At 56.9% G+C, this 25,660-nt stretch carries 27 protein-coding genes; 7 read left to right on the top strand and 20 right to left on the bottom strand.

Going from position 1 to position 25,660, the window contains the following annotated elements; translation table 11 throughout:
• Complete coding sequence (gene betB / locus GOW92_RS16485) at positions 1-1,455, bottom strand: betaine-aldehyde dehydrogenase (protein WP_170561959.1); 1,455 nt, start codon at positions 1,453-1,455, stop codon at positions 1-3.
• A 164-nt stretch (positions 1,456-1,619) separates the two neighbouring features.
• Here betB and GOW92_RS16480 point away from each other — a divergent pair, with 164 nt between their 5' ends.
• Positions 1,620-1,949 (top strand): hypothetical protein, encoded by a 330-nt coding sequence (locus tag GOW92_RS16480; protein ID WP_170561955.1) that lies wholly within the window; start codon positions 1,620-1,622, stop codon positions 1,947-1,949.
• A 7-nt stretch (positions 1,950-1,956) separates the two neighbouring features.
• Here the strand turns inward: GOW92_RS16480 and GOW92_RS16475 are convergent, their stop codons facing one another.
• On the bottom strand, positions 1,957-2,457 hold the full coding sequence (locus tag GOW92_RS16475) for a potassium channel family protein (protein WP_058275022.1): 501 nt from the start codon (positions 2,455-2,457) through the stop codon (positions 1,957-1,959).
• A 76-nt stretch (positions 2,458-2,533) separates the two neighbouring features.
• A complete protein-coding gene (gene trhO / locus GOW92_RS16470; RefSeq protein ID WP_170561952.1) occupies positions 2,534-3,439 on the bottom strand; it encodes an oxygen-dependent tRNA uridine(34) hydroxylase TrhO in 906 nt (301 codons plus the stop codon).
• Between the two features lie 96 nt (positions 3,440-3,535).
• Here trhO and pncA point away from each other — a divergent pair, with 96 nt between their 5' ends.
• Positions 3,536-4,129, top strand: coding sequence for a bifunctional nicotinamidase/pyrazinamidase (pncA, locus tag GOW92_RS16465; RefSeq protein ID WP_170561949.1), 594 nt, complete (start codon positions 3,536-3,538; stop codon positions 4,127-4,129).
• Here the strand turns inward: pncA and GOW92_RS16460 are convergent.
• Complete coding sequence (locus GOW92_RS16460) at positions 4,126-4,650, bottom strand: hypothetical protein (protein WP_170561945.1); 525 nt, start codon at positions 4,648-4,650, stop codon at positions 4,126-4,128. The genes pncA and GOW92_RS16460 overlap by 4 nt on opposite strands.
• Positions 4,651-4,815: 165 nt before the next feature.
• Between GOW92_RS16460 and pncB the strand changes: the two genes are divergently transcribed.
• Positions 4,816-6,108, top strand: coding sequence for a nicotinate phosphoribosyltransferase (gene pncB / locus GOW92_RS16455; RefSeq protein ID WP_170561942.1), 1,293 nt, complete (start codon positions 4,816-4,818; stop codon positions 6,106-6,108).
• Positions 6,109-6,111: 3 nt separating this feature from the next.
• Here the strand turns inward: pncB and GOW92_RS16450 are convergent, their stop codons facing one another.
• From GOW92_RS16450 to GOW92_RS16425, 6 genes are all read right to left on the bottom strand, one after another.
• A complete protein-coding gene (locus GOW92_RS16450; protein WP_170561939.1) occupies positions 6,112-7,563 on the bottom strand; it encodes an aldehyde dehydrogenase family protein in 1,452 nt (483 codons plus the stop codon).
• 33 nt (positions 7,564-7,596) lie between these two features.
• A complete protein-coding gene (locus tag GOW92_RS16445; RefSeq protein WP_170561936.1) occupies positions 7,597-9,195 on the bottom strand; it encodes an ABC transporter ATP-binding protein in 1,599 nt (532 codons plus the stop codon).
• Entirely contained in the window at positions 9,192-10,007 is an 816-nt protein-coding gene (locus GOW92_RS16440) for an ABC transporter permease (RefSeq protein WP_170561933.1), read from the bottom strand. Before GOW92_RS16440 ends, GOW92_RS16445 begins: the two co-directional genes overlap by 4 nt.
• Complete coding sequence (locus GOW92_RS16435) at positions 10,004-10,951, bottom strand: ABC transporter permease (protein WP_170561930.1); 948 nt, start codon at positions 10,949-10,951, stop codon at positions 10,004-10,006. The genes GOW92_RS16440 and GOW92_RS16435 overlap by 4 nt, the downstream gene beginning before the upstream one ends.
• Before the next feature lie 40 nt (positions 10,952-10,991).
• Positions 10,992-12,062, bottom strand: a complete 1,071-nt coding sequence (locus GOW92_RS16430; RefSeq protein ID WP_170561927.1) for a hypothetical protein — start codon at positions 12,060-12,062, stop codon at positions 10,992-10,994.
• 61 nt (positions 12,063-12,123) lie between these two features.
• Positions 12,124-13,611, bottom strand: coding sequence for an ABC transporter substrate-binding protein (locus GOW92_RS16425; RefSeq protein WP_170561924.1), 1,488 nt, complete (start codon positions 13,609-13,611; stop codon positions 12,124-12,126).
• 170 nt (positions 13,612-13,781) lie between these two features.
• Here GOW92_RS16425 and panB point away from each other — a divergent pair, with 170 nt between their 5' ends.
• The 3 genes from panB (at position 13,782) to glpK (ending at position 17,005) form a co-directional block, all read left to right on the top strand.
• On the top strand, positions 13,782-14,621 hold the full coding sequence (gene panB, locus GOW92_RS16420) for a 3-methyl-2-oxobutanoate hydroxymethyltransferase (protein WP_170561921.1): 840 nt from the start codon (positions 13,782-13,784) through the stop codon (positions 14,619-14,621).
• Complete coding sequence (gene panC / locus GOW92_RS16415; protein WP_170561918.1) at positions 14,618-15,460, top strand: pantoate--beta-alanine ligase; 843 nt, start codon at positions 14,618-14,620, stop codon at positions 15,458-15,460. Before panB ends, panC begins: the two co-directional genes overlap by 4 nt.
• Before the next feature lie 66 nt (positions 15,461-15,526).
• Positions 15,527-17,005, top strand: coding sequence for a glycerol kinase GlpK (glpK, locus tag GOW92_RS16410; RefSeq protein WP_170561915.1), 1,479 nt, complete (start codon positions 15,527-15,529; stop codon positions 17,003-17,005).
• Between the two features lie 13 nt (positions 17,006-17,018).
• Here the strand turns inward: glpK and smpB are convergent, their stop codons facing one another.
• The 10 genes from smpB to GOW92_RS16360 all read right to left on the bottom strand — a co-directional run bounded on the left by smpB (position 17,019) and on the right by GOW92_RS16360 (position 25,224).
• Positions 17,019-17,495, bottom strand: a complete 477-nt coding sequence (smpB, locus tag GOW92_RS16405) for an SsrA-binding protein SmpB (protein WP_170561912.1) — start codon at positions 17,493-17,495, stop codon at positions 17,019-17,021.
• Between the two features lie 47 nt (positions 17,496-17,542).
• On the bottom strand, positions 17,543-18,085 hold the full coding sequence (idi, locus tag GOW92_RS16400) for an isopentenyl-diphosphate Delta-isomerase (protein WP_170561909.1): 543 nt from the start codon (positions 18,083-18,085) through the stop codon (positions 17,543-17,545).
• A 208-nt stretch (positions 18,086-18,293) separates the two neighbouring features.
• A complete protein-coding gene (locus GOW92_RS16395; protein WP_170561906.1) occupies positions 18,294-18,707 on the bottom strand; it encodes a c-type cytochrome in 414 nt (137 codons plus the stop codon).
• A gap of 113 nt (positions 18,708-18,820) precedes the next feature.
• Positions 18,821-19,834, bottom strand: a complete 1,014-nt coding sequence (locus GOW92_RS16390) for a P1 family peptidase (RefSeq protein ID WP_170561902.1) — start codon at positions 19,832-19,834, stop codon at positions 18,821-18,823.
• Between the two features lie 81 nt (positions 19,835-19,915).
• Complete coding sequence (locus GOW92_RS16385; RefSeq protein ID WP_170561899.1) at positions 19,916-20,662, bottom strand: SDR family oxidoreductase; 747 nt, start codon at positions 20,660-20,662, stop codon at positions 19,916-19,918.
• A gap of 60 nt (positions 20,663-20,722) precedes the next feature.
• A complete protein-coding gene (arfB, locus tag GOW92_RS16380) occupies positions 20,723-21,142 on the bottom strand; it encodes an alternative ribosome rescue aminoacyl-tRNA hydrolase ArfB (RefSeq protein ID WP_170561896.1) in 420 nt (139 codons plus the stop codon).
• Positions 21,143-21,403: 261 nt separating this feature from the next.
• A complete protein-coding gene (locus GOW92_RS16375) occupies positions 21,404-22,048 on the bottom strand; it encodes a queuosine precursor transporter (RefSeq protein ID WP_170561893.1) in 645 nt (214 codons plus the stop codon).
• Positions 22,049-22,139: 91 nt separating this feature from the next.
• Positions 22,140-23,024: an esterase-like activity of phytase family protein gene (locus GOW92_RS16370; RefSeq protein ID WP_170561890.1), complete on the bottom strand. Its 885-nt coding sequence runs from the start codon at positions 23,022-23,024 to the stop codon at positions 22,140-22,142.
• The gene (gene mepA, locus GOW92_RS16365) at positions 22,997-23,860 is read right to left on the bottom strand and encodes a penicillin-insensitive murein endopeptidase (protein WP_170561887.1); all 864 of its coding nucleotides are present in this window, start codon (positions 23,858-23,860) and stop codon (positions 22,997-22,999) included. Before mepA ends, GOW92_RS16370 begins: the two co-directional genes overlap by 28 nt.
• On the bottom strand, positions 23,857-25,224 hold the full coding sequence (locus GOW92_RS16360; RefSeq protein ID WP_170561884.1) for an MFS transporter: 1,368 nt from the start codon (positions 25,222-25,224) through the stop codon (positions 23,857-23,859). The genes mepA and GOW92_RS16360 overlap by 4 nt, the downstream gene beginning before the upstream one ends.
• Before the next feature lie 129 nt (positions 25,225-25,353).
• On the opposite strand from GOW92_RS16360, the gene GOW92_RS16355 reads away from it, so the two are divergent.
• A complete protein-coding gene (locus GOW92_RS16355; RefSeq protein WP_170561880.1) occupies positions 25,354-25,641 on the top strand; it encodes a YggT family protein in 288 nt (95 codons plus the stop codon).
• Positions 25,642-25,660: the final 19 nt, after the last annotated feature.

The following is a 25,660-nucleotide window of genomic DNA, read 5'->3' as shown; positions in this document are numbered from 1 at the left end:
TCAGTAAGGCGCTTCGACGTCGTTCATCGAAACGTAGACTGTCTTCATTTCACTGAAGTGATTGATCGCCAGTTTCGAGTTTTCGCGCCCGACACCTGACATTTTAGATCCACCAAAAGGGGCCTCGACCGGAGCCAGGTTATAGGTGTTGATATAGCAGGTTCCGGCCTCGAACCCGGCGACGATGCGATGCGCACGCGTCAAGTCGTTGGTGAAGACACCGGCGGCCAATCCAAACTCGGTGCCGTTGGCGCGGGCAATAACCTCTTCTTCGGTGTCAAAGTCCAGCACGGACATCACCGGGCCAAAGATTTCCTCGCGCGCGATGGCCATATCGTCGGTTACATCCGCAAATACGGTGGGCTGCATGTAGAAACCGTCGCCTTCGATCCGCTTGCCGCCGAATACTAGACGTGCGCCCTCCGCCATGCCCTTTTCAACGTAGCTTAGTGCGATATTCATCTGGTTTTCGCTGACCATAGGGCCAAAATTCACATCCTCATCCAGCGGATCGCCAATTTTCGCGGTGGCCAGACGTTCTGAAAGGCGGTTCAGGAAGGCCTCTTTGATGCCTTTCTGCACAAAGACACGTGTGCCGTTCGAACAGACCTGACCTGAAGAATAGAAGTTCCCAAGAATCGCGCCGGACACGGCGTTTTCAATGTCCGCGTCGTCGAACACGATCATCGGGGACTTGCCGCCCAATTCCATCGTGACATGCTTCATGCCATCGGCGGCAGCGGCATAGACCTTGCGCCCGGTCGGGACTGAGCCAGTGAGCGAGACTTTGGCCACACGCGGATCAGTCACAAGCGATGCGCCAACATCGCCATAACCCTGAATAACGTTGTAGATCCCTTTGGGCGCGCCAGCCTCGATCAGGATCTCGGCCACTTTCAGCGCCGACAAAGGCGTGGATTCCGAGGGCTTGAAGACCATCGTATTGCCGCAGGCCAGTGCGGGGGCCCCTTTCCAGCAGGCGATCTGAGTTGGGTAATTCCATGCGCCGATACCAACACAAACACCCAGCGCCTCGCGAATAGTGTAAACAAAGTCACCACCACCAAGCGGGATGTGCTCGCCCGTCAATGACGCGGCCAACCCACCGAAATATTCCAGCGCATCCGCCCCCGATGTCGCATCTGCAACAAGCGTTTCCTGCAAGGGTTTACCTGTATCATGAGTTTCAAGGACCGAAAGCTCGTGGTTGCGGTCTCGCATGATATCTGATGCGCGGCGCAGGATGCGACCACGCTCAGTCCCCGACATTGCGGCCCATTCGGCCTGGGCACTTTTTGCACTTGTTAGAGCCTGATCTACGATGTCAGGCGTTGCGGAATGCAGCCGAGCGATGACTTCACCGGTGGCCGGGTAGATCACGTCTATCGGGGTTCCGCCGGTATCTTCGACATATGCGCCGTTGATAAAATGGCTCGCCTTAGGCTGGAATTTCATGCCGATTTCCTTCTCAGAAGTCCTTTCCTTCGCGTCTATATTTTATTGACTGGTCAGTCAACAAAAGTGAATCACGGCGGACTCCCGCTGATGTGAATCGGCCCCCTCTTGAAAAAATAGGTTAATGTTCCATTTATGTTCTACATAGTCAGAGGAACATTCCGATGTCTTACCAAGCCCGAAACTCGGCCCTGAATGGCCCGTCGAACGACTATCACCTGCTGCCTGTCACCGACCGGCAAATGCGATACGCCCGTGCAATTGCACAGCAGTCAGCTCTGGAAATCCCGGTCGAAGCACAACGGGATCGCAAATCAATGTCAGCCTGGATTTCGGCGCACAAGCCGGTCGATCCGTCGCCCTTTGCGAACTATCCAACCGGTAAGCAGGTTGCCTTTGCCGAGAGGATTTCTCGCAGCAAGCGCAGACCTATTCCGTCAGAGTGTTTCCGCGACAAACAGATGATGTCCCGCTGGATTGATCAGAACAAATAGTGGCAGTCTAATGCTTGTGGTGGCGGGTATAGAGCGCAACCGTAGCAGCAACAAACATACCCAAAAGGATGTACCCGGTAACGGCCTCAGCGACGGCCAGTCCGCGACACAGGCCGGTTGGGATCATGTCACCATATCCGACTGTGGTGAAGGTGACGTATGAAAAATACAGGAAATCGGCTGGGGCATCTGCACCGACAACGCAATTATCGGCGTAGCCGAAAGCCCCATACGCCGCCGCGAATAAGAACGGCACGACCTGAATGAATGACACACCCATCAAAAACAAGCGTCGATGCGGTAGTTTCACCTGCGTCATGTAGTACCAAGATTGCGATGCGACCCAAACCACCAAGCAGACCGACACAATAGTACCAATGGTTTCGCCTGCGGCCGCCTCACTCAGGCGCGACAGACCATACCACGCGAAAAAACTGGCAATTACCAGTCCGACCGCTGCGATTAGCGTCGATTTCCACTCTTCCAGTGTTGTAGGTTCGCGGTGCATAAAACCTCCGATAGCCTAGGTTTTTCCGCGATCATCAGGGTTCCGGCCTGTACCCGCAACCCAAATCATGCACCTGTCATTCGATGCCCAGATGTTCCTGCCCGCGCTGACGCGACAACAGGATCTGTTTTTGGCGTTCCCGGAATCGCGTCTTGTCCGCATCCGAAGTCTCGTTAATGCACCGATGACAGGACACGCCGTGCTCGTATTCCGCGCGCTTCATATCCTCTGGCAGAATCGGCCGGCGGCAGCCGTGGCACAGCTTGTGCGGTCCTTCGACCAATCCGTGCCCGACCGACACGCGGTTGTCGAACACAAAGCACTCGCCCTGCCAGGTGCTGTCCTCGGAGGGCATCTCTTCGAGATACCGCAGGATGCCGCCTTTCAGGTGGTACACATCTTCAACCCCTTGCCCCAGTAGGTAGTTGGTGGATTTCTCACAGCGAATACCACCAGTGCAGAACATCGCGACCCGTTTGTTGTGAAAACGGTCTTTGTTCTCTTCCCACCAGGCTGGGAATTCACGGAAACTGGCCGTTTCAGGGTCTACTGCGCCCTCAAATGTGCCAATGGCCACTTCGTAATCGTTGCGTGTGTCGATAACGACCACATCGTCAGACCGGATCAGATCATTCCAATCTTCGGGTTCGACGTAGTTGCCAACCCGGGCACGCGGATCGACGTCCGGCTGGCCCATGGTCACGATCTCTTTTTTCAGGCGCACCTTCATTTTGCCAAAGGGCGGGTGGGCAGATGTGGCCTCTTTCCACTCGAGATCCGCACATCCGGGCAGAGCTTTGATATGGGCCAGCACCGCGTCGATGCCACTGCGCGGGCCGGCAATAGTCCCGTTGATCCCCTCAGCGGCCAGCAACAAGGTACCTTTGACCGATTGATTACGGCAAAGATCCAGAAGCGGGTCGCGCAGCGCTACGTGATCCGAAAAACGAGTGAAGTGATAGAGTGCAGCGATCGTATACATGCGCGCGGTCTAAACCCGCTGGGCCAGAGTCGCAAGGGACCGGATTGACGCCTCCCGCCCAGCCCCCTACCGATAGGGCAATGTGAGGAGACCCTGATGACCCATGCCCTGATTGTAGTTGACGTTCAGAACGATTTTTGCCCCGGTGGTGCGCTGGCTGTGCCTGGAGGTGACGAGATCGTGGACCACATCAACGCTATGATGGCTGAGTTTGACACCGTGATCCTGACACAGGACTGGCACCCTGAGGGGCATTCGTCCTTTGCTAGCGGACATGACGGCAAGTCCCCATTTGAAACAACCGACATGCATTACGGGCCTCAAGTCTTGTGGCCAGATCACTGTGTGCAGGGCACCGAAGGTGCGGAATTCCACCCGGACCTGAAGACCCATGCCGATCTTGTTATTCGCAAGGGCTTTCGACGCGGTATCGACAGCTATTCCGCATTTTTTGAGAACGACCAAAAGACACCGACCGGTTTAGAAGGTTACTTGAAATCACGCGGGATCACCAAACTGACCCTAGTTGGGCTTGCCACAGATTTCTGTGTTCATTTTTCGGCTGTTGACGCTGCCCGGTTGGGATTCGATGTCACCGTGCGCATGGACGCATGTCGGGCGATAGACATGGATGGATCATTGGCAGCCGCCAAGGCCGCGATGCGTGACGCCGGTGTTGCGCTGATCTAAGGCGTAGCGCCTTTTTCGGCAAGATACCTAAGCACTGCGAACAAGATCACCGCCAGTCCCAATGCAACGCCAATTCGTCCGGGCAATGTGCGGCGCTCGGGCGTTGCGGGTGATTTGTAGCGCGGGTTCGGCGTCCAATTCTCGACTTTTGGGCGCTGATCGTTGCGCGGTTTGGCCGTTTTGACATTGTCCAAAAAGCGATGAAAATCGAACTCACCGCAATATTCGCCACTGATGCCAAGTTCCCGAATATTCGTGAACAACGCGCGCAAAATCCGCTCGCGTTCGGCTACATCCCGTGGAGGGTAATACCCGTGCATCATGTCGCTGTCAGTCGAATCCAGATCGAACCCGGCTTCCTGAAAAATCAACCGAATCTTAGGTGACGCCGATCTGAGCGCGTCAGCCGTTTTCACATGACGGAATCGCGCGCGCGTGGCGCACTGGTCCAATTGCTCGGAACCGGTATCCTCATCCGCTTGTTCGTTAACAACGATGTCAAAATCGTACTCGAGAACCATTCACCAAATTAACCTCGTTCAACCATCCCTTTCTTTTCACTAAACTGTGAAAAGATCACACAATATGCTCGCAATGTGACCTGACCTTGTCATTGTTATCATTCTAGCGACTCTTGCCATTCCACGCACCGATTGATCTAACAACGGAAATCGCAGGAGTTCCCCATGGTCGATATTGCGACACGCGTGTACAATCATAAATGGAAGATTGACCCGATTGTACGGTCTTTGATCGACACGGATTTCTACAAACTGCTGATGTGCCAGTCAGTGTTTCGAAATAAGCCCCAAACGGATGTGGCTTTTTCGCTGATCAACCGGTCGAATCACATCCCATTGGCCAAATTGATCGACGAAGGCGAGCTGCGTGAGCAATTGGATCATATCCGATCGCTTAGCCTCAGCCGGGGCGAAAGCACTTGGCTGCGGGGCAATACATTCTACGGCAAACGCCAGATGTTCCGTTCGGATTTTATGGAGTGGTTCGAAAACATGCGGCTGCCACCGTATCACCTGGAACGGAAAGGCGATCAGTACGAGCTGACCTTTGAAGGCAAATGGCACGAGGTCATGCTGTGGGAAATCCCCGCGCTGGCGGTTCTGATGGAGTTGCGTTCACGCGCGGTGCTGAACGACATGCGGCGGTTCGAGCTGCAAGTGCTGTACGCCCGCGCCATGACCCGCGTCTGGGAGAAGATCGAGAAGCTGCGGGACATAGACGGGCTGGGGATCGCGGATTTCGGCACCCGGCGGCGACACAGCTTCCTTTGGCAAGATTGGTGCGTGCAGGCCATGATCGAGGGTTTGGGGCCGTCGTTTACCGGCACGTCGAACTGTTTGATCGCTATGCGGCGCGAAGTTGAGGCCATCGGCACAAACGCTCATGAATTGCCAATGGTGTATTCGGCGCTCGCCAATGACGATGCCGAACTGGCGCAGGCACCCTATGACGTACTGAGCGATTGGCATGAAGAACATGATGGCAATCTGCGCATCATTCTGCCCGACACCTATGGCACGCAAGGCTTTCTGGACCGCGCACCGGATTGGCTGGCCGGATGGACCGGCATTCGCATCGACAGCGGTGACCCCGCAGCAGGTGCAGAAACCGCGATCAAATGGTGGCAGTCTCGTGGAGAAGACCCGCTGGAAAAACGTGTGATTTTCTCGGATGGTCTGGATGTAGAAAAAATTCGCGAACTGCACGCTCAGTTTTCCCACCGGACCAAGATCTCGTTTGGGTGGGGCACATTGCTAACGAACGATTTCCGCGGGCTTGTGCCAAACGACGCGTTGGCACCGTTTTCACTGGTCTGCAAAGCTGTGTCGGCCAATGGCCATCCTACCGTGAAATTGTCGGACAACCCGGAAAAGGCGATGGGGCCGAAAGATCAGATCGAACGGTACAAACGGGTGTTTGGCGTCGGGGCGCAGCAGGCGATCGAGGTGATCGTTTAGGCTCTAACCATGGTAAGCCGCAACTGTTTTCAATTGTGAAAAACCATATAGGGCCTCAAACCCTTTCTCGCGGCCGTGACCGGATTTTCCGACACCACCAAACGGCAGCTCAACACCACCACCCGCTCCATAGTTGTTGATGAACACCTGCCCCGAGCGCAGTTGCTTTGCCAGCCGCATCTGCCGCGCCCCGTCGCGGGTCCAAATACTGGCGACCAGCCCGTAATCGGTGCCGTTAGCGATCTTCACTGCGTCTTCTTCGGTATCGAATGGGATTAGAACTTGAACGGGACCAAATATTTCGTCCTTGGCCAGGCTGTGATCAGGCGGAACATCGGCAAACAGGGTTGGCAAAACATAGGCACCTTCCGACGGGACACCGTCTAAGATCCGCCCCTGCCCTGCAATGGTCAGATCCGCGCCCTTTGCCAAAAAGCTCGAAACAATGGCCTGCTGACGGGTTGATATCAACGGACCAACACGCAGATCGTCCATCGCGGGGCCGACAGTCAAATCCGCATAGGCCGCTGCCATGGCTTGCTTGACCTGTTCGTAAATCCCACGCTGAACCAGAATACGGGATGAGGCCGAGCAGGTTTGTCCGGCATTCTGTATCCCGGCGTTGACCAGAAAAGGCAGCGCCGCATCCAGATCAGCATCGTCAAAGACCAGTTGAGGCGACTTGCCCCCAAGTTCCAGCGTCACAGGCACCACATTTTGACCTGCGGCCTGCTGAACCAGCGCCCCTGTGGCGACCGATCCGGTGAACGAAACATGGTGCACACCTGAATGACCGGCCAACGCAGCCCCCGCCTCTGCCCCCAATCCGGGAACAACATTCAAGGCACCGGCGGGCAATCCGGCCTCTTGCGCCAAATGAGCAAAGCCCAGCGCGGTCAAGCAAGCCTCTTCCGCAGGTTTAAGAACGCAGGCATTGCCCATCGCCAGTGCAGCCCCGACCGACCGTCCGATGATCTGCATCGGATAGTTCCACGGCACGATATGCCCTGTCACACCATGTGGTTCGCGCAGCGTATAGACTGTATAGCCGTCGAGATACGGAATCGTATCCCCCATGACCTTGTCAGCGGCCCCACCGTAGAATTCGCAATACCGGGCCAATGCAACTGCATCCGCACGTGCTTGCGTCAGCGGCTTGCCGACATCCATTGCCTCCAGTCTGGCTAGGTCCTCGACGTGGTCGGTCACCAACTGCCCGAGGCGGGTCAGGATACGTCCACGTTCCAACGCCGTCATACGGCCCCAATCCCCACCAAAGGCACGCTGTGCCGCGCTAACAGCAGCATCCACATCCCGCGCATCACCCTTTGCGATCTGACAGATCTCGGACCCGTCAGAGGGGTTAATCAAAGGCAATGTCTGTTCCGCGGCGGGTGCAACCCAGTTGCCACCGATCAGACACAGGCCGGGGTCAAACCAAAGGGGGCTGGGCATAGAATACTCCTGTTTTTAGTTCCAAAAAGCAATTTATGCTACAATCTGACCAATATCCGGCAATTTCGGTGCGGCATTGATCAGGTTTTTCGTGTATTGGTGTTGCGGGTCAGAAAAGACACTTTCGGTGTCGCCTTCTTCGACGATCTTGCCGGCCCGCATCACCATGACACGGTCTGTGATGGTGCGCACAACACTCAGATCGTGGCTTATGAAAAGATAAGTAAGATCATAGGCTTCACACAGCTCCGCCAGCAGATCCAGGATCTGTGCGCGGACCGAAACGTCGAGGGCCGAGACAGCCTCATCAAAAAGGATCAATTCGGGGCGAATGATCAGGGCGCGGGCGATGGCAATGCGCTGCCTTTGACCGCCCGAGAATTCGTGGATGTATTTACCCATGTCGTCGGGGGTTAGCCCCACTGCCGTCAGCATTTCGGCGATCCGGTCCTGTCGTTCGGATCCCGTAGGTGGGGAATCGAGCAGATAGAACGGCTCGGTAACCAGACGGGCCACGCGGTGACGTGGATTGAAGCTGCCATAAGGGTCCTGAAAGACCACCTGCATCTTGCGCCTTACGGCGAGGTTCGGCTTGTGACCCGAGAAAACGAGCTGGCCATCCAGACGGATGGTACCGCCCTGAACATCTTCCAGACCCAATATTGCCTTTGTTAGGGTCGATTTTCCGCAACCTGACTCGCCGACCAAGCCCAGACGCTCTCCGCGATTGAGGGCAAAGCTGACATGATCCACCGCCCTGTGATGCTCTGGAGTATCGAACAGGCGCTTGCGGGGCAGCCGATAGTCACGAATGACATTTGTCACTTCAAGCAAAGGGCGGGATTTTGCCGGTTCGGGCAAAGATACTTGATGTCCCGATGCCTCAAACAACATGCGGGTATAGGGATGCTGCATGTGTTTCAGTATGTGACCGGTGGCCCCGGATTCGACCACTTCACCGTGACGCATAACAACGATTTGGTCGGCCATGTCCGCGACCACGGCAAGGTCATGGGTGATCATCAGCAGCCCCATGTTGTATTCGGTCACCAGCCCTTTCAGAAGTTCAAGAATCTGTGCCTGTGTCGTGACGTCCAGTGCCGTAGTCGGCTCATCCGCGATCAACAGCTTAGGGCGTAACGCTATTGCCATGGCAATAACGACGCGCTGGCGCTGACCGCCGGACAGTTCGTGCGGATAACGCGACAATGGGAACTGGTCTGGCGGCAAGCCCACGCGGGTTAGAACCTCCTCTGCGCGGGCACGGGCCTGCTTGGGCGGCATGGCCTTGTGGATAAGGATGGTTTCCATCACCTGATCGCCGATAGTATTGACCGGGTTCAAGGCGGTCATCGGTTCCTGAAACACCATTCCGATCGAAGCACCGCGCAGGGCGCACATATCTGCCTCGCTGCAGTTGAGAAGGCTTAGGTCGTTCAGTTGGAGTGCACCATCGATCTCGGCCCCATTCGGCGAAAGTTGCATCACCGCAAGCGCAGTCATTGATTTGCCGGACCCGCTTTCTCCAGTTACCGCTACAATCTGACCAGGCGCAATGGACAGACTGACTTGTTTCAGGATGCCCGTGCCGTGAATGGATAGCGACAGGTTGTTGACCTCAAGCAAGCTCATGCGCGGGCCACCCTGATCCTGGGATCCAGCCAGTCGCGCAGCCCATCCCCCAAAAGGTTCAGCCCCAGCACCGTAACAATGATCGCAAGACCAGGAATCAGAGCCAAATGCGGGGCAAAACTGACCATTGTCTGCGCGTCGGCCAGCATTCTGCCCCAGCTGGGTGTGGGGGGTTGCGCACCCAGGCCGACATAGGACAGGCCGGCCTCAGCCAAAATACCAAGCGAAAACTGGATGGTGCCCTGAACGATCAGAAGGTTGGCGACATTGGGCAAGATATGTTCGGCGGAAATCCGTGCGGCACCCTTGCCAGAAACACGCGCAGCCAGGATGAACTCCCTCTCCCACAATGACAGCGCCGCACCACGGGTGATGCGGGCGAAGACGGGGATGTTGAAGATACCAATGGCAATAATGGCGTTGATGGCTCCGGCGCCGAATACGGCGGTGATCAGGATGGCGATGACCAGAGACGGGAAGGCAAAGACCAGATCGTTGCCGCGCATAATCAGCTCGTCCAACAACGAGCCTTTTCGCGCAGCCGCTGTCAGGCCCAAAGGCACACCCAACGCCATTCCAATCCCTACGGCCACCAGAGCCACCGCAATAGAGGTGCGTGCGCCGACCATGATCATCGAGAACATGTCACGGCCGAAATGATCCGTACCGAACCAATGCTGTGCGTTTGGCGGTTGCAGCTTTTCGGGGATGTTCAGTGCAGCGTAGTCATAGGGCGTCCAGACAAAAGAAACCAACGCCGCCAGCAGCACCAGCGAGGACAGGCAAGCCCCAAGGATCAGGCTGCGGCTCATGTCCGGCTCCTTAACCTTGGATCAACGGCGGCATAGGCCAGATCGACCAGAAAATTCACAGTGATGACCGCAAAGACCAGCAGCATGACCACGGATTCCACGACGATCAGATCGCGGGCCGAGATTGCCTGAAACACCAATCGTCCAAGGCCGGGCAGATAGAAAACCTGTTCAATGATGATCGATCCCGCCAGCAGGAACGAAAACTGCAGCCCGATGATGGTCAGTACCGGAATTAGTGCATTCCGCACGCCGTGCCGCCAGAGCGCTTGGCGTCGCGATAGCCCCTTGGCCCGCGCGGTGCGCATGAAATCCTCACCCAGTATGTCCAGCAGAGACGACCGCATGACGCGCGCCAGAATAGCTGCCTGCGGCAGTGCCAGTGCGATGGCTGGCAGGGTTAGGGAGTGCATTCCGGTCCAGAACCCCTTGTCCCAGCCTGCAAAACCTCCGGCGTTAAACCAGGGCAGGTTGATTGCAAAGATCAGCACCAGCATCATCGCGAACCAAAAATTTGGCACCGCTATCCCTAACTGTGTTGCCCCCATAACCGTCAAATCGCCCGGTCTACCCCGGCGCGCGGCGGCATAAATCCCCACCGGAAACGCAATCGCGGTGGACAAGGTCAGCGCATACAGCGCCAGGGGCAGCGAGACCCACAGCCGGTCTGTGATCATCTGCGAAACAGGCGTGCGATAGGTGTAGGAAGTTCCGAAATCCCCCACCATCATCCCGCCAACCCAGTTTAGGTACCGCTGCACCTTGGTGACGTCCAAACCCAGTTCGGCGCGCAAGGCAGCCAGCGTATCCTCTTGCGCGTTGACGCCCAACATGAACGACGCCGGATCGCCCGGTGCAACCTCGATCACGGCGAAAATAACCACCGAGGCAACGGCCAGACTGATCATCAGCGAAATCAGACGTTTGAGGGTATAGCGAAGCATTGAGGCCACGTTAGGATCACATGTGGCGCAGGTCCAGCGTCTATGGCACCAGTAGATAAGCAAAAATCGCGTAGCCAACGATAGCGGCATAGCCAAGCGGGTAGATCCACTTGATCGCGTAGTTATCCAGCTTTTTGGCCCCATCTTCGCGCCCCGAGACCTTGAGCTTGCGCAGCGCCACGTTGAAGACAATCAGCGCACCGGTCATCAGAAACATGCATTGCAGAACGAAATCCAGAAATGTCAGGTATCCCAACTTTGGCAGATCGGCCGAAATCGCCCAGTTGAAAGCCACAAACACCAGCAGGTTACCCCCGGCGATTTCGATACGTCGACGGTATTCATCCAGAAAGAACAGCGCCCAACCGACCGAGATCAGCACCAGCATCGGAAGAAAGACCCGAATGACATAGTAAGTCAGGTGCCGGTGGCCCTCGAAAACCAGCGCAACCTGATCGCTGTCCTGACCGGACAGGCCTACGACCTGAGAGGTTTCAATCCGTGGGTTGTCCAGTATCCACTCTTCTTCGCCCAACAGGTCCCCAAGACCCGAGAATTCCTCCAAGGGATGATAGGACACGTATTGGGACGGAAAGATCGAAACGATCTCGAAATGGAATTCCTGCGTGTCGAAGGGGTATTTGCGAAAGTCGAAATGCGGGGCTTGCAATGTCAGCGATGACTTCTCGGCGTACAGCACGCGCCCATCGTACCGCAGTGACGCTGCGGATTCGTGAATCCACCTGTTAGACTGCTGGTTGTGAATGACGAATGCAGGCACCACCGTCCCGATCTCAGCCGCATGATCGGCCAACGCCGGAGGGTTGAATACCCGGAATTCGCGCCCAGCCTCCTTCGGATCAAAAGCCAGCGCCGGATCAGTCCATTCAACGCGCAGCACAACAACTGCGCCGTAGTTTTCGGCCTTTTGATCAACGCTTGTGATCTGATCAATTTTGATGCCGATACCAACATCCAGCGGATTCTCGGGTGTTCCGATGGGCGTATCCAACCGGTTGTCCAGAATATTCTGCGCCCCGAGCGGTCCAACCGACGCTGCTGACAGGGCAGCGGTCACAAAAATCAGTAACAGGGCACGAAACAAAATCATCTGTGGCTCACTCGGTAACAGTAAAATGCAGGGGCCTTGAACCAGAGGCCCCTGCCTTGTTTTATTCAGACCAACTGATCTGCGTCAGATCGATCGCGGCTGTTGGTGCGTTTTCCCAAAGCCCTTGAACGCCGGCCTTGGCAACACCCAGTTTGGCCAGTTGGAACAGGTAGCCATTGACGTAATCGCTTGAGATCAGGCGCTGCGCCTCGCCCAAAAGCCTGGTGCGTTCTTCGGGGTCGGTCGTCGAATTCAGTGTGTCCATCAGCGCCTGGAAATCGGTGCTGTCGTACTGGAAGTAATAATCGGGCCGCGCATAGATGCCGATATCCATCGGCTCGGTATGACTGACGATAGTCAGGCCGAAGTCCTTGCCTTTGAAAACCGATTCCAGCCACTGGGCCCATTCGACGTTGACGATATTGGCCGTGATCCCGACTTCAGCCAGTTGGGCGGCAACGATCTCGCCCCCCCGCCGGGCATACGATGGCGGCGGCAGGTGCAGCGTTGTCTCAAATCCATCAGCATAACCCGCATCAGCCAGCATCTTGGCAGCCTTTTTGGGGTCGTAGGCCGAGTTCCCGGTCAAATCGACATAAGCCGGATTGTGCGGCGCGAAATGGGTGCCGATAGGCGTGCCATAGCCAAACATCGCTCCATCAATGATCGCTTGACGATCGACGGCATGTGCCAATGCCTGACGCACCTGGATGTCATCGAAAGGGGGCATCTTGTTGTTTGTAGACAGGATGGTTTCCCCTTCAGTCGAACCGACAAGCACCTGAAAACGGGGATCAGCCTCAAACTGAGGCAGATTTTCTGGCGCGGGGAAATTGTCGAACACATCAATATCTTCCGCCATCATCGCGGCAAAAGCCGCCGTCGGGTCCGAAATAAACTTGAAGGTTGCTGTCTCTAACGCGGGTTGATTGCCCCAATAGTTCGGGTTGCGGTTGAGGGTAATGCTGTCACCCTGCACCCATTCACCAAAGGTAAAGGCCCCGGTTCCAATGGGATTGGTTTTGATACCCTCGATACTATCGGGCGCGACAATGACCGCGTCGCCCCAGGCCAGGTTGAAAAGAAAATTTCCATTCGGCTCGGACAGGGTCACCTTGACGGTCAGCGGGTCGACCACTTCGACATTTTCGATCCCTGCAAACAGGGCTTTCTGCGCGTTTGCGCTGTCCTCGGATCGGGCGCGATCCAGGCTGAACTTGACGTCCTCGGCATCCATCGTGGTGCCGTCGTGAAAGGTCACCCCATCGTGCAGTTTGAATGTATAGACCTTACCATCGTCAGAAATTTCCCAACTTTCAGCCAGTCCGGGAACCACAGAGCCGTCGCCCATAAAGCGGGTCAGTCCTTCAAAGATATTGGTATAAACCACCGAATCGATGGCCTGCGCTGCAGCACTGGTCGGGTCCAGATGCGGCGGTTCAAGCTGCATCGCAATGGTGATGTCAGATTTGGCCAAAACCTGCGTGGCAAACAGGCTGGCGCTGACCGCCAGCACCGAGGCAAAGGACCGAAATGTCTGCTTTGTCATGTAAATTACTCCCTGCTGAAAACTGGACCCCTGTTGTATTTTGGGCCTTTCTGCACCCAATTTCCCTTTAAACCTTAGGTCATTCAAGGAAATGTTCGCGCAACCGGGGTTTCTATAGCCCGTTCCCATCTGTTATGCCGCGCTGCAACATGACAATCGGAGGAGCGACAATGAGCGCCACCGCCCGCAAAAAAGCCCCGAATGCGCAGGATATTCGCGCCCGCAAAGGCGGCGAGCCGCTGGTCAGCCTGACCGCCTATACGACGCCGATGGCGCGGTTGATGGATGACCATTGCGATTTTGTGCTGGTGGGCGACAGTGTCGGCATGGTGCTGCACGGGCTGGAATCAACGCTGGGCGTGACGATGGAGATGATGGTGATGCATGGCCAGGCTGTCGCGCGCGGTTTGGAAAGTGCGATGATGGTCATCGACATGCCCTTTGCCAGTTATGAGCATTCGCCTGCCGAGGCATTCCGGAACGCCGCCCGGCTGATGTCTGAAACTGGCGCAGGTGCAGTCAAGCTGGAAGGCGGCGTCGAAATGGCCGACACCATCCGCTTTCTTGTCAAGCGCGGCATCCCCGTCATGGCGCATATCGGCCTGACGCCCCAGTCGATTAACACGCTTGGTGGCTACAAGGTTCAGGGCCGCGACGAACAGGCCGAGGCCGTTCTGGACGATGCCCGTGCAGTGGCCGAGGCGGGCGCGTTTTCCGTCGTGCTGGAAAAAGTCCCACAGGGTCTGGCCGATCAGATTACGGCAGAAATCGCGATCCCGACCATCGGTATCGGGGCCTCTGCCGGCTGCGACGGTCAGATACTGGTTGTGGACGACATGGTTGGCTTTTTCACGGCCTTCAAACCGAAATTCGTCAAACGTTATGCTGAGCTTGGCCCATTGGCCGAAGCCGCAATTGCCGAATACGCCGCCGAAGTACGTTCGCGAAGCTTCCCGGCGGACGAACATGTCTTTGCCGATCAAGCTCCGGCCAAAGGGCCCAAGACATGACTGCCCCAATCCTTCGGCGCCTGGCTGATCTGCGCGCTCTGACCTCGGATTGGAAGCGCAAAGGAGAGGCGATCGGCGTGGTTCCGACCATGGGTGCGCTGCATCAGGGGCATCTGTCGCTGGTTGAGGCCGCAAAGGCGAACTGCGACCGCGTGATCGTCACGATTTTTGTGAACCCGAAACAGTTCAACAACCCCGAGGATCTGGCGAAATACCCGCGCACCGAAAACGAGGATGCCGAAAAACTGGCACCCTTTGGTGTTGATGCGATCTATGTCCCGGAGCCCGAAGAGATTTACCCGCAGGGCTTTGCCACCACCGTTTCCGTCGCGGGCCTGACCGATGTGATGGAAGGTGAATTCCGTCCCGGACATTTCGACGGCGTCGCCACAGTTGTGGCCAAACTGTTCCTGCAAACGCAGGCGGATAGAGCCTATTTCGGGGAAAAAGACTATCAGCAGCTGATGATCGTAACCCGCATGGCCCGCGATCTGGACATTCCGACCGAAGTCGTTGGATGCCCGACGGTTCGCGAACCCTCTGGTCTGGCCATGTCCTCGCGCAACCTGCGCCTGTCGCCTGAAGGGCTGGACGTTGCTGCCCACAAGAACCGGATCATGCGGGAGTTGGCGGCAGCGCTGAATAACGGCGCACAGTTTGATCCGTTAGCCTTGCAGGCCGAAACCGATCTGCTGGCCGCCGGGTTCACGCAAGTGGAATACATCCAGTTGCGCTGTGCCGAAACGCTGGAACCTCTGACCCACGCCAACCGTCCTGCCCGTCTGTTCGCCGCAGCCTGGGCCGATGGGGTGCGACTGATCGACAACATTCCTGTCTGAACGCTCTGGCACGTGTGTCATTGTTTGCGCTAAAGTCCCGCAAAACGAAACGGGAGGGGCGCAGGCGTGACCTATATTCTTGCCATTGATCAGGGCACCACATCATCGCGGGCAATTCTGTTCGACGCAGACATGCAGCGCGCAGGCACCGCGCAGCACGAATTCACCCAACACTTCCCGCAGGAAGGCTGGGTCGAACATGACGCAGAGGAAATCTGGGACAGCGCCCTGCGGGTTTGCCGCGAAGTTATGGACAGTGTCGGGGTAACCTCTGATCAGATCGCGGGTATCGGCATCACCAACCAGCGGGAAACCACCTTGGTCTGGGACCGCACCACCGGCGAGCCCATCCACAACGCCATCGTCTGGCAGGACCGTCGAACAGCCGAGATCTGCGCCCGCTACAAGCAGGCCGGGTGCGAGGATGACGTGACCGCCCAGACCGGGCTGCTGCTGGACCCCTATTTCTCGGGCACCAAGGTCAAATGGTTGCTGGACACCGTCCCCGGAGCGCGGGAAAGGGCCGAGGCCGGAGAGCTGATGTTCGGCACGATCGACAGCTTTTTGATCTGGCGCCTAACTGAAGGGCGCAGCCACGCCACCGACGCCACGAACGCTGCGCGCACCCTGCTGTTCGACATTCACAAGGGCGAGTGGAGCGCCGAGATTTGTGATCTGTTGGACGTTCCGATGAACATGCTGCCCGAAGTACACGATTGCGCGGCAGATTTTGGAAATACGACCCTGTTTGGGGGAAATATTCCTATTTTGGGCGTGGCCGGTGACCAGCAGGCCGCCACAATCGGGCAGGCCTGTTTCCAGCCGGGCATGATGAAATCGACCTATGGCACCGGTTGTTTTGCTCTGCTGAACACAGGGGAAAAACCGGTCGAGTCAAAGAACCGTCTGTTGACCACCATCGCCTATCAATTAGACGGCAAACGGACCTATGCGCTGGAAGGGTCGATCTTTGTAGCCGGGGCTGCCGTCCAATGGCTGCGTGATGCGTTGCAGATCATCGAATCCGCGCCGGAAAGCGGTGAGCTGGCCCAAAAGGCAGACCCAAACCAGCACGTGGTGCTGGTGCCTGCCTTCACGGGCCTCGGTGCGCCTTACTGGAAACCGGATTGCCGAGGTGCGGTGTTCGGACTGACGCGGAATTCGGGCCGCGCCGAATTTGCCAAGGCCACGCTGGAAAGCATCGCGTACCAGACGCGCGATCTGTGGCACGCCATGCAGGGCGACTGGGGCGCGGATACTGACGTCACGCTGCGTGTAGACGGCGGCGCTAGTGCGTCCGACTGGGCGATGCAGGGATTGTCAGATTACCTCGGCGCAGAGGTCGACAGGCCAGTGATGCAGGAAACCACCGCATTGGGCGCAGCCTGGCTGGCCGGTATGCGCGCGGGCGTTTATCCGGATCAACAGGGATTTGCGGAAACCTGGGCGCTGGATCGCCGGTTTAAACCAGAACTTTCGTCTGAAGAGCGCGACGCAGCCTATGGCCGTTGGAAACGTGCGGTTGCGGCAGCAATGGCGTTCTGAGAGGAATGAAGGATCAGCTGTGATCCTTCATCAACCGCTGCTTTTGACGTGACCAGTCGCGTTTGGCTTGGGTTTCACGCTTGTCATGGGTTTTCTTACCCTTGGCGATGCCGATTTTGATCTTGGCCATGCCCTTGTGATTAAAATACAGAACCAACGGCACCAGCGTCATGCCCTTGCGCTGGGTCGCATTCCACAAGTTCGACAATTCCTTTCGCGACACCAGCAACTTGCGACGGCGACGCTCTTCATGCTTGAACGTCTTGGCCTGCTCGTAAGGCGCGATGTAGCTGTTGATCAGCCACAGCTCACCATCATCGACCGAGGCATAACTGTCGGCAATGTTCGAACCGCCAATTCGCAGAGACTTGACCTCGGACCCTTCCAGCACGATGCCGCACTCGATATCGTCCTCGATTGCATAATCGAAACGCGCACGCCGGTTTTCGGCGATGACTTTGTAATTCGGGTCTGTCTTTTGCTTGGCCATGACGCGTTGATTTATGCGGCTTGAGCGGCCCTTGCAAGGCGTAGCCGTCAGGAGGTGGCCGAGATTATTAGATCCGGGCCGAATATCGTATCGGCGTGATTGTGCAAATAGATCTTGAGCCACGGCGTAAAACGCTCGGGATACCGCTGCACTTCGGCAAGAAGATCGTGATAATCGACCCAGCGGATTTCCATAACCTCTTCCGGGTTGGGCTCAATCTTCAGCGGGCCGCGTACATGGGCCAGAAAGATATCAACCACTTCGTGTTCGATCATGTTGTTGCCAACATCAGCGTGATATTCGAGCCGGTGTCGGTATTCCGGATAAAGCCCAGATATTCCCAATTCCTCGCGCAAACGGCGCACGGCGCAAACAGATGGCGTTTCGCCCCAATCGGGATGGGTGCAACAGGTATTCGCCCACAGACCGGGGGTGTGATATTTGCCCAACGCCCGACGCTGCATCAAAATCTCGGTCCCGCGCACGACAAAGACCGACACCGCCTTGTGCCGCAGGCCCTTTTCGTGCGCCTCAAGCTTGTCCACGGGGGTCAATTCGCCATCAACCCAGGCCGGGATCATGATTCCCATCTGTCGTCTCCTGCTGCCGATCCGCTTGAAGCGCCGGAAATTTGAAATTGGCTGCCGCCAGGTCGGCTTGGCTCTGCGAAGCAATGCGTGCATTGCACGAAAAACTGCGCGTTTTCAAATTGGCCCTGTTCAACGCTGTTATCAAGCGCACGAAAGGCCGCAGGGGCTGCGGCCTTTCGTAACTTTGAGCGGAGTTGTGCCTGAAGACTTATTCGCCAGAAACGCTTACGATATAGGCGTAAACATCCTCGGCACCCTTCTTCAGCTTGAAGGTCATCTTGGATTTGGCCGAGGTTTCACCCAAGTAGTCTTTCAGAAACGCCTTGGGATCTTTTGCGTATTCCACAAAGGTCGTCTCATCCCAGACCAACCCATTTTCACCGGCGGCAACGATGCTGTCGCCATATTTGAAATCTTCGACGGTCCCTGCGGTCCGGCCTGCTATCCCATAGAGGTTCGGTCCGGTTTTGCCGCCCTTTACGATAACTTCACCTTCAGAGTCGGCAATCTGGTGACAGGATTTGCATTTGTTGAAGGTCTTCTTGCCGGCTTCGGCGTCACCTTCGGCATATGCGGGAAGGGCCAGAAGGCCGGCGATTGCGGTCGCGAGGATGCGATTCATAGCTTTTGCTCCGATACGAATTGGCTGCACCGAATGGACCGTCGGCGCAAAAAAGAGTCAACGCGCAGATTGCCGCGCGAGGGCACTGTGCCACTGCGGCATGTAGGCCGTCCTTAACTTAAGTCATGTAAGTCGGACCAACAGGGCAAAAGATCTCCCAGTGCGGGGACCGCCAAAAACACGGCCCGTGCGATCGCCCGCGCCAGACAGATCGAAGCTACGTGGCCGAGAAGCCCCAGTTCGCCCTCGGACAGCTGGTGATTGCCCGTGCTGACGCCGAACACCAGATCGCCGTCTCCCGGCGTGTGCGCGGGAACAATCGCCCGCGCGATCCCGTCATGTGCCGCAACCGCCAACCGTTTGCACTGCGACTTGGACAGCGCGGCATCTGTGGCAACAATTGCAATGGTAGTATTGCCCTTGTCCGGTTCAGTCGGTCTCATTGCCGTTGCTTTACGGCTAGTCATACTGCGACCGAGGCCGGTACTGGTATCAGGCCCTAATCCACCGAATTCATCGCCCATTTCAAACGGTGCTGCCCAGAAATGACGGTCACCGGGCGTGGTGACACTGCCGAGCGGATTGGCGGCAACCAAAGCGCCAACCGTGACCCCGTTTTCCATAACAAACGAGGCGGATCCCAGCCCGCCCTTGTGCATGGCAGCCAATGCGCCGGTCCCCGCACCAGAGGTGCCCAGATCAAACTGATCGGACACGCCTTCAAATGCGCGACGCCCCAGCGCGCGATAGGGGTTCTCGGCCCAGGTTTTGTCGCCGCCGTTGAGCAGGTCAAACAGGATCGCCCCCGGAACGATGGGGACGACGACATTGCCAACCTCAAAACCGCGGTGTTGCGCGCGCAGGGCGTCGGCCACCCCGGAACAGGCATCCAGACCAAAGGCCGACCCGCCGGACAAAACGATCGCATCCACACGCGACACCGACTTATCGGGCGCCAACAGGTCTGTTTCTCGCGTACCAGGTGCGCCGCCCATCACGTGAACGGAGGCCGTGAACGGATCAGCGGCCGTCAGAACTGTTGCGCCGGATTTGAGTGCGTCATCCTGAGCGTTTCCAACCAAAAGGCCAGGGACATCGGTGATCAGGTTTCTGGGTCCGGGGATCATTGGTTTTTAAGATGTTGGAGCAGAAGAGCACGCAAGCGCGCTGCCTCCGGCAGGGATATTTTTTGCCAGATGAAGAGCGGATCAGATGCAGCGGCCACCGTCGACCTCCAATGCAGTGCCGGTGATCATGCTGGCCTCCTCGGAACACAGGAAACAGGCCGCGTTGGCCATGTCTTCAGGCGTTGAGAATCGGCCCAGCGGGATGGTCGACAGGAACTTGGCCCGCATCTCGGGCGTGTCCTCGCCCATGAAGGATTTGAGCAGTGGTGTCTCGCCCGCCACCGGGCAGATGGCATTCACCCGGACGCCTGATGGTGCCAGTTCGACCGCCATCGTTTTGGTCGCGGTAATCATCCAGCCTTTGGAGGCGTTGTACCAGTTGAGGTTCGGTCGTGGCGACAGCCCTGCCGTCGAGGCCACGTTCAGGATCGCGCCAGTACCACGCAATTTCATATGCGGAACGAGTGCGCGCGCCGTCAGATAGACGGACTTCATATTTACTTTGAAAACGCGATCGAAATCTTCCTCGCTGACTTCCTCTAACGGGGTAGGCATATGAGTGACCCCCGCGTTGTTGACCAGAATATCGATATGACCCAGACGATCAAAAGCCACGTCTGCCATCGACTGAACCGATGCGCCGTTGGCCAGATCGACCTGATGAGCAAAAGCATTCGGGCCCAGCTGATTGGCCTGAACCTCAGCCGCATCGCCATTAATATCGGCAATCATGACCCGCGCGCCTTCGGACAGGAACTTGCGCGCGATCCCGGCACCAAAGCCTGACGCACTACCGGTCACGATTGCGGTTTTTCCCTCTAACCTCATGATCTTGTCCTTTTGCAGCTGCGCAAAATCAGAGTAGCGATGCGCCACAAAGATACCAGATCAATCTTCGGTTACCTTGCCGCGCAAGGCTTTGACGTCCGACCGTGCCTTTTTGGAAGCCAATCGTCGCTTGACCGACCCATAGGTGGGTTTGGTAGCGATACGGCGCTTAGGCTTAATCGTAGCGCGGACAATAAGCTCTGCCAGGCGCGTACGTGCAATTTCCCGGTTGCGCGCCTGACTGCGGGTCTCTTCGCATTGAATGATGATCGCACCCTCTTTGGTCCAACGTCGGCCCGCCAGCCGCTTGAGCCGTGACTTGACCGGATCGGGCAACGAAGGCGAGCGCGCCGCCTCGAACCGCAGCTCAACGGCCGTGGACACCTTGTTCACGTTTTGGCCGCCGGGGCCAGATGAGCGGACAAAGCTCTCGGTCATTTCCCAGTCTTGCAGGGTGATATCGTCGGTGATGCGCAACATAAGCGTGACTTTACAGTCTTGAAAGAAAAACAAAAAGGGCCGCCCCAAATGGGACGGCCCTTCGAAAGCTCAGGAGGTTGGGTCGGTTAGATCAATCGACCAGCCGGAGCGAGCGCTCCGCCAAGGGCTGCCTTAACAGGCGATCCCCCCGGTTGTTCCAACACCTCTCTCCAATCCCTTTCTCGACATTGGATCACCTCCTTTCAAACTGTTTCGGTTACTGGAATCGTGCCACGAGTTGCACGAAACGCAAAGTGTTTTTTACGCCGGCTGAGCGGTCAACCGCGCGACGATCACTTTGAACGGGATCAGCGCGATCATCGCCAGCGACAATTTCACCAGCCAGTCAGCAAAGGCCAGCGTTACCCACAGGGGCGCCATCGGGCCGGTCAGCATGAATGGTACAGGCTCCCACGCCCAGCTGATTGCGGCGTCGGCGTCGGCACCAAAGAAGGTGATCGAAGCCGAGAATGCGATGGTGAAGAACAGCGTGGTGTCCAACGCCGAACCGATCAGGGTCGAGACCAGCGGCGCGCGCCACCAACGGCCGCCACGCAATGAGTTGAACACGGTGACGTCCGTGAGCTGTGCGAGCAGGAATGCGGTCCCGGACGCAACTGCGATTCGCAGCGGCACAGCGGCATAGGTGAATCCATCACCCTGCAGCATAATCTGGCTGCCGATCAGCGAGCAGATGATACCGGTGACAAACCCGGCAAACACGACTTTGCGGGCAGTCGCCACGCCGTAGACGCGGTTCATGATGTCGGTGACCAGAAAGGCCAGCGGATAGGTGAAAGCACCCCAGGTAAGCAGCCCGTCAAAGATCAGGAACTGAACCAGAAAGTTCGAGGCCACAACAATGGCAGCCATGGCAATAATGCCGGGTATATAAGCGCGTTGCATTTTCAGATGCCCGTTTTGACAAGGTAGCGGCGACTTGGCCAAGGGCTCATCCCAAGGCAAGCCGTGCGTTTAGACCTTTGCTTTAGGCAAGTCAATCGGGCAGCGTGTATTCGACCAGCTCGGTGCGCTGAAGTGCCAGAAAATTGTCATCCGATACCATTGTAGCGCGCAGCCGGCCCGATTCATCGCGCCAGACTGACAAACCTTCGAGGTTGTCATGCGCGCCGGCCCCCGTTTGAAACAGAACCTCTTCAGCGTGCAAGGTGTCGCCGTCTAACTGCCATCGCCGCAGACGCGAACGGAACCCGATCCAGCCTACATCGCGCTCCAAAACGTAGAACTTTCCGTCCGGTCCGAAATCTGCCGCGACCGGTAGAAATTTTCCCCGTTGCGGCAAGACGAAAGGCGTCGACCAGGCCCGACCGTCCCAGCGATAGACGGGGATATCGCCTGCCGCTGTTCGGTTTTCCTCGGGCATAGTGAAAAGGTGGCCGCGCTGATCAATGGCCAATGCCTCAAGCGACCCGTTGACGGCAAAGCCATCGAACGCATTGGGCCGCGGCAAAATCTGCGCTTTCGTTCCTGGTGCTGGGTAGTACGCCACACGGGACGTGCTTTCGAACGAGACAAAGAAGCCACCATCAGGCGCAATCGCAATACCTTCGGAATCCCCGGCACCGCCGATCAGGGCCCGCCCCGTACTGGAAATGAGCGGCCAATCTCCGGTGATATCGATACCGACGATTTCATCGCCACGACGCCTGACCTGTGCAGCGACCAACGTCGCCCGATCGGTCATGCCAATCAGATGGCGGCCATCATCCGAGAGGTGGATGGCCGAAAACCCGCCGAACCATTCGGCCGTGTGCCGCCACGTGTAACTGCCAAGATGGTTGGGCATTTTGTAATCAACTGCCCAAGCCACTCCGGCTAGCAATACCGCGATGATCAGTTGGATTGCAGAACTTGCGTGCATTGCTGAGGTAAATCGGCCAATCGATATTCACGCCGTTTCTTGGGCGCAGGTGCATTTGGGTCAGGCGGGGGCGGGTTTAGGATGTTGTTCACCCACTGCTGTGCGTCGGCGCAGCCATCACCTTTGGGCGGCGGATCCTGATTAACGCAGCCCTTGGACCCACGCGGGCACTTCAGACGCACATGGAAATGATAATGATGCCCCCACCACGGCCTTATTTTTCGCAGGTAAGCCCGATTGCCCTTTTCGTTTTTACACATCTCGACCTTTGCGCCGGGGAACACGAAAATTCGTGCGACGCGCTTGTCCTTTGCGGCCTCGCGCAGAACGGCGTGGTGCTGTTGCGTCCAGTTGCCGTTGACAAATGCCCCGTTGGAGCGGCGCAGCGAAATGGACGAGAGGTTCTCACGCGCTTTGCGGCTCAGCCGCATGTTGTCGCCGGGCAACATCCAGATGTCGATATCCAGACCCAGCTGATGGCTGCGATGCCCGGAAGTCATCGGTCCACCGCGCGGCTGGCTGATATCCCCAACATAGAGACCATTCCATCCCGGCTGCCTGGCAGCAAATTTGCTGAGGTCCTGAACGTAGTCGATCGCAACCGGATGCCCCCAGTTGCGGTTGCGCGACAACCGCATCGCCTGCCATGTCGGCCCGGTTTCGGGCAATTGCACCGACCCGGCAGCACATCCGCGCGAATAACTGCCGAAAGCCGCCGGTTTTTGCTGTGAACTTACTTTCTGTGCCCCAAACAACTGCTTTGCCAGGGGCTGTGCAGAGGCGGTGTTCGCTAGGGTTATTGTTGCCAGTATTGCTAAAAAACGTAGTATTATCATCTGCTCTGATCCCCTTCCGGTTTCACCCAGCGCATCAGGAATAGCCCCAGAATAAACAACAGAACGATCGGTGACACCCCTAGTCTCGCGCTGCCAGTTACGGTTGTGGCAATTCCGATCAGCAAAGGGGCGGCAAAGGCGGTGGCACGGCCTGACAGCCCATAAAGGCCAAAGCTTTCAACGGGGGCATCGGGATCGGTGTGACGCACCATCATCGAGCGGCTGGCCGACTGCAAAATACCTCCCATACCGCCGATTAGTACGCCGCAACCAAAAAACACCAGATCAGGCAGGCCGGATCCTTCCGGTAGTGATATCCCAAAAATCTGTGTCCTATCCATCGACACGATGGTGGTGCAAACAAAGATTAACACCCAGATGGCCACTAAAATCACCGGTTTAGGGCCATATTTCTTGTCCAGTTTTCCGCCAACCCAGGAAAATGCAGCCGCCGCCAGAACGCTGACAATGCCAAAAACCCCAATCTTGATCAGGTCCCATTCCAGCACAAGACGCGCATAAACGCCGCCAAAGCTGTAGAGACCATTCAATGCATCGCGGTAAAACATCGAAGATCCAAGGTACGTCGCCAGACTGACCCGGTGGCGCAGATTGGAAACCGATTTGGCCAGCAGATTCAGCGCTTCGCTTACGCTCCCTTTCTTGTCTGTGGGCGCGTCGTCTCGGACCCACAGGAAGTAGGGAATCATGAACAATACGAACCAACCCGCCGTAAACGGCCCCACGAAACGCGTGCCTTGCTGAGTTGAGGCATCCAACCCGAACATCGGATCCATCCCAATCAGCGTCTTGCCATTGCCCTGTTCAACAAACAAAGCCAGCATGATCGCAAGTGAGATCAACCCGCCAAAGTACCCAAAGGCAAAACCAGAACCCGAAATCTCGCCGACCTCATTGTCGTCACCCAGATCGGGCAATTGCGAGTTGATAAAGATCAGCGCGTACTCCGCGCCCACAAAGCCCAGGCCAAATGCCGAAAGCATCAGCCACATATTCGATCCGTCCGGCAACGTGTACCACAGCGCAGCCGAGCCCACGGCGTACATCACCGAAAAGGCAAATATCCACGGAATGCGGCGACCCGAAACATCGGCCATGGCCCCCAATAACGGCGCACCAAACGCGATGATCAAACCGGTGATTGTCAGGCAGTTGGCCCAAACCGTCTGTGCCCGCGCGGCGGCAGCATCTGCGTCCAAACCTGCGTTGGCGTAATACCCGGCCGCCACTCCGGCAAAGTAGGGGCCAAAAACAAAAGTCACCAGCAAGGTGTGATACGGCTGACTGGCCCAGTCGAAAAACCACCAGCCCCAAATGCGCTTGCGCTTGGAAATTTCTGCCATGACTGCCCCTGTTTATCGTTGTTTTCATAAGACGGGTCTTTGGCCTAATTCGCAAGCGTTCTGTTGGCTTACACTTGCTCTTTGCCGCAGGGGCGCTTAGGTCTCAGCAAATGTGAAAACGGAGTGCCCATGCTGTCGCTGATCCAAATTCTTCTGCTGATCCTGGACATTGTCTGGTTCATCATCCTGGCCCATGTGATCATGAGCTGGCTGATCAACTTTCAGGTTCTAAACCTGCATCAACAACTGGTGGCGCAAATCTGGTACGGGCTTAACCGCATATTAGAGCCTATCTACGGCCCGATCCGTCGTATTCTGCCCAACATGGGCGGGCTGGATCTAACGCCGTTGATAGTGTTGGTCGCTGTTTATGCGCTGCGGATTATCCTGATCAACAATGCGGTCTATTTCGTCTGAGGCCTTGTTCACCGAATCT

The organism is Ruegeria atlantica (genome assembly GCF_013032505.1).
GTDB lineage: Bacteria > Pseudomonadota > Alphaproteobacteria > Rhodobacterales > Rhodobacteraceae > Ruegeria > Ruegeria atlantica_F.
This window is presented reverse-complemented; position numbering and strand designations above follow the sequence as displayed.

Excerpts from the sequence above, each read along its gene's own strand:
- betB (WP_170561959.1), bottom strand. The coding sequence starts at position 1,455 with ATGAAATTCCAGCCTAAGGCGAGCCATTTTATCAACGGCGCATATGTC.
- GOW92_RS16480 (WP_170561955.1), top strand. The coding sequence starts at position 1,620 with ATGTCTTACCAAGCCCGAAACTCGGCCCTGAATGGCCCGTCGAACGAC.
- GOW92_RS16475 (WP_058275022.1), bottom strand. The coding sequence starts at position 2,457 with ATGCACCGCGAACCTACAACACTGGAAGAGTGGAAATCGACGCTAATC.
- trhO (WP_170561952.1), bottom strand. The coding sequence starts at position 3,439 with ATGTATACGATCGCTGCACTCTATCACTTCACTCGTTTTTCGGATCAC.
- pncA (WP_170561949.1), top strand. The coding sequence starts at position 3,536 with ATGACCCATGCCCTGATTGTAGTTGACGTTCAGAACGATTTTTGCCCC.
- GOW92_RS16460 (WP_170561945.1), bottom strand. The coding sequence starts at position 4,650 with ATGGTTCTCGAGTACGATTTTGACATCGTTGTTAACGAACAAGCGGAT.
- pncB (WP_170561942.1), top strand. The coding sequence starts at position 4,816 with ATGGTCGATATTGCGACACGCGTGTACAATCATAAATGGAAGATTGAC.
- GOW92_RS16450 (WP_170561939.1), bottom strand. The coding sequence starts at position 7,563 with ATGCCCAGCCCCCTTTGGTTTGACCCCGGCCTGTGTCTGATCGGTGGC.
- GOW92_RS16445 (WP_170561936.1), bottom strand. The coding sequence starts at position 9,195 with ATGAGCTTGCTTGAGGTCAACAACCTGTCGCTATCCATTCACGGCACG.
- GOW92_RS16440 (WP_170561933.1), bottom strand. The coding sequence starts at position 10,007 with ATGAGCCGCAGCCTGATCCTTGGGGCTTGCCTGTCCTCGCTGGTGCTG.
- GOW92_RS16435 (WP_170561930.1), bottom strand. The coding sequence starts at position 10,951 with ATGCTTCGCTATACCCTCAAACGTCTGATTTCGCTGATGATCAGTCTG.
- GOW92_RS16430 (WP_170561927.1), bottom strand. The coding sequence starts at position 12,062 with ATGATTTTGTTTCGTGCCCTGTTACTGATTTTTGTGACCGCTGCCCTG.
- GOW92_RS16425 (WP_170561924.1), bottom strand. The coding sequence starts at position 13,611 with ATGACAAAGCAGACATTTCGGTCCTTTGCCTCGGTGCTGGCGGTCAGC.
- panB (WP_170561921.1), top strand. The coding sequence starts at position 13,782 with ATGAGCGCCACCGCCCGCAAAAAAGCCCCGAATGCGCAGGATATTCGC.
- panC (WP_170561918.1), top strand. The coding sequence starts at position 14,618 with ATGACTGCCCCAATCCTTCGGCGCCTGGCTGATCTGCGCGCTCTGACC.
- smpB (WP_170561912.1), bottom strand. The coding sequence starts at position 17,495 with ATGGCCAAGCAAAAGACAGACCCGAATTACAAAGTCATCGCCGAAAAC.
- idi (WP_170561909.1), bottom strand. The coding sequence starts at position 18,085 with ATGGGAATCATGATCCCGGCCTGGGTTGATGGCGAATTGACCCCCGTG.
- GOW92_RS16395 (WP_170561906.1), bottom strand. The coding sequence starts at position 18,707 with ATGAATCGCATCCTCGCGACCGCAATCGCCGGCCTTCTGGCCCTTCCC.
- GOW92_RS16390 (WP_170561902.1), bottom strand. The coding sequence starts at position 19,834 with ATGATCCCCGGACCCAGAAACCTGATCACCGATGTCCCTGGCCTTTTG.
- GOW92_RS16385 (WP_170561899.1), bottom strand. The coding sequence starts at position 20,662 with ATGAGGTTAGAGGGAAAAACCGCAATCGTGACCGGTAGTGCGTCAGGC.
- arfB (WP_170561896.1), bottom strand. The coding sequence starts at position 21,142 with ATGTTGCGCATCACCGACGATATCACCCTGCAAGACTGGGAAATGACC.
- GOW92_RS16375 (WP_170561893.1), bottom strand. The coding sequence starts at position 22,048 with ATGCAACGCGCTTATATACCCGGCATTATTGCCATGGCTGCCATTGTT.
- GOW92_RS16370 (WP_170561890.1), bottom strand. The coding sequence starts at position 23,024 with ATGCACGCAAGTTCTGCAATCCAACTGATCATCGCGGTATTGCTAGCC.
- mepA (WP_170561887.1), bottom strand. The coding sequence starts at position 23,860 with ATGATAATACTACGTTTTTTAGCAATACTGGCAACAATAACCCTAGCG.
- GOW92_RS16360 (WP_170561884.1), bottom strand. The coding sequence starts at position 25,224 with ATGGCAGAAATTTCCAAGCGCAAGCGCATTTGGGGCTGGTGGTTTTTC.
- GOW92_RS16355 (WP_170561880.1), top strand. The coding sequence starts at position 25,354 with ATGCTGTCGCTGATCCAAATTCTTCTGCTGATCCTGGACATTGTCTGG.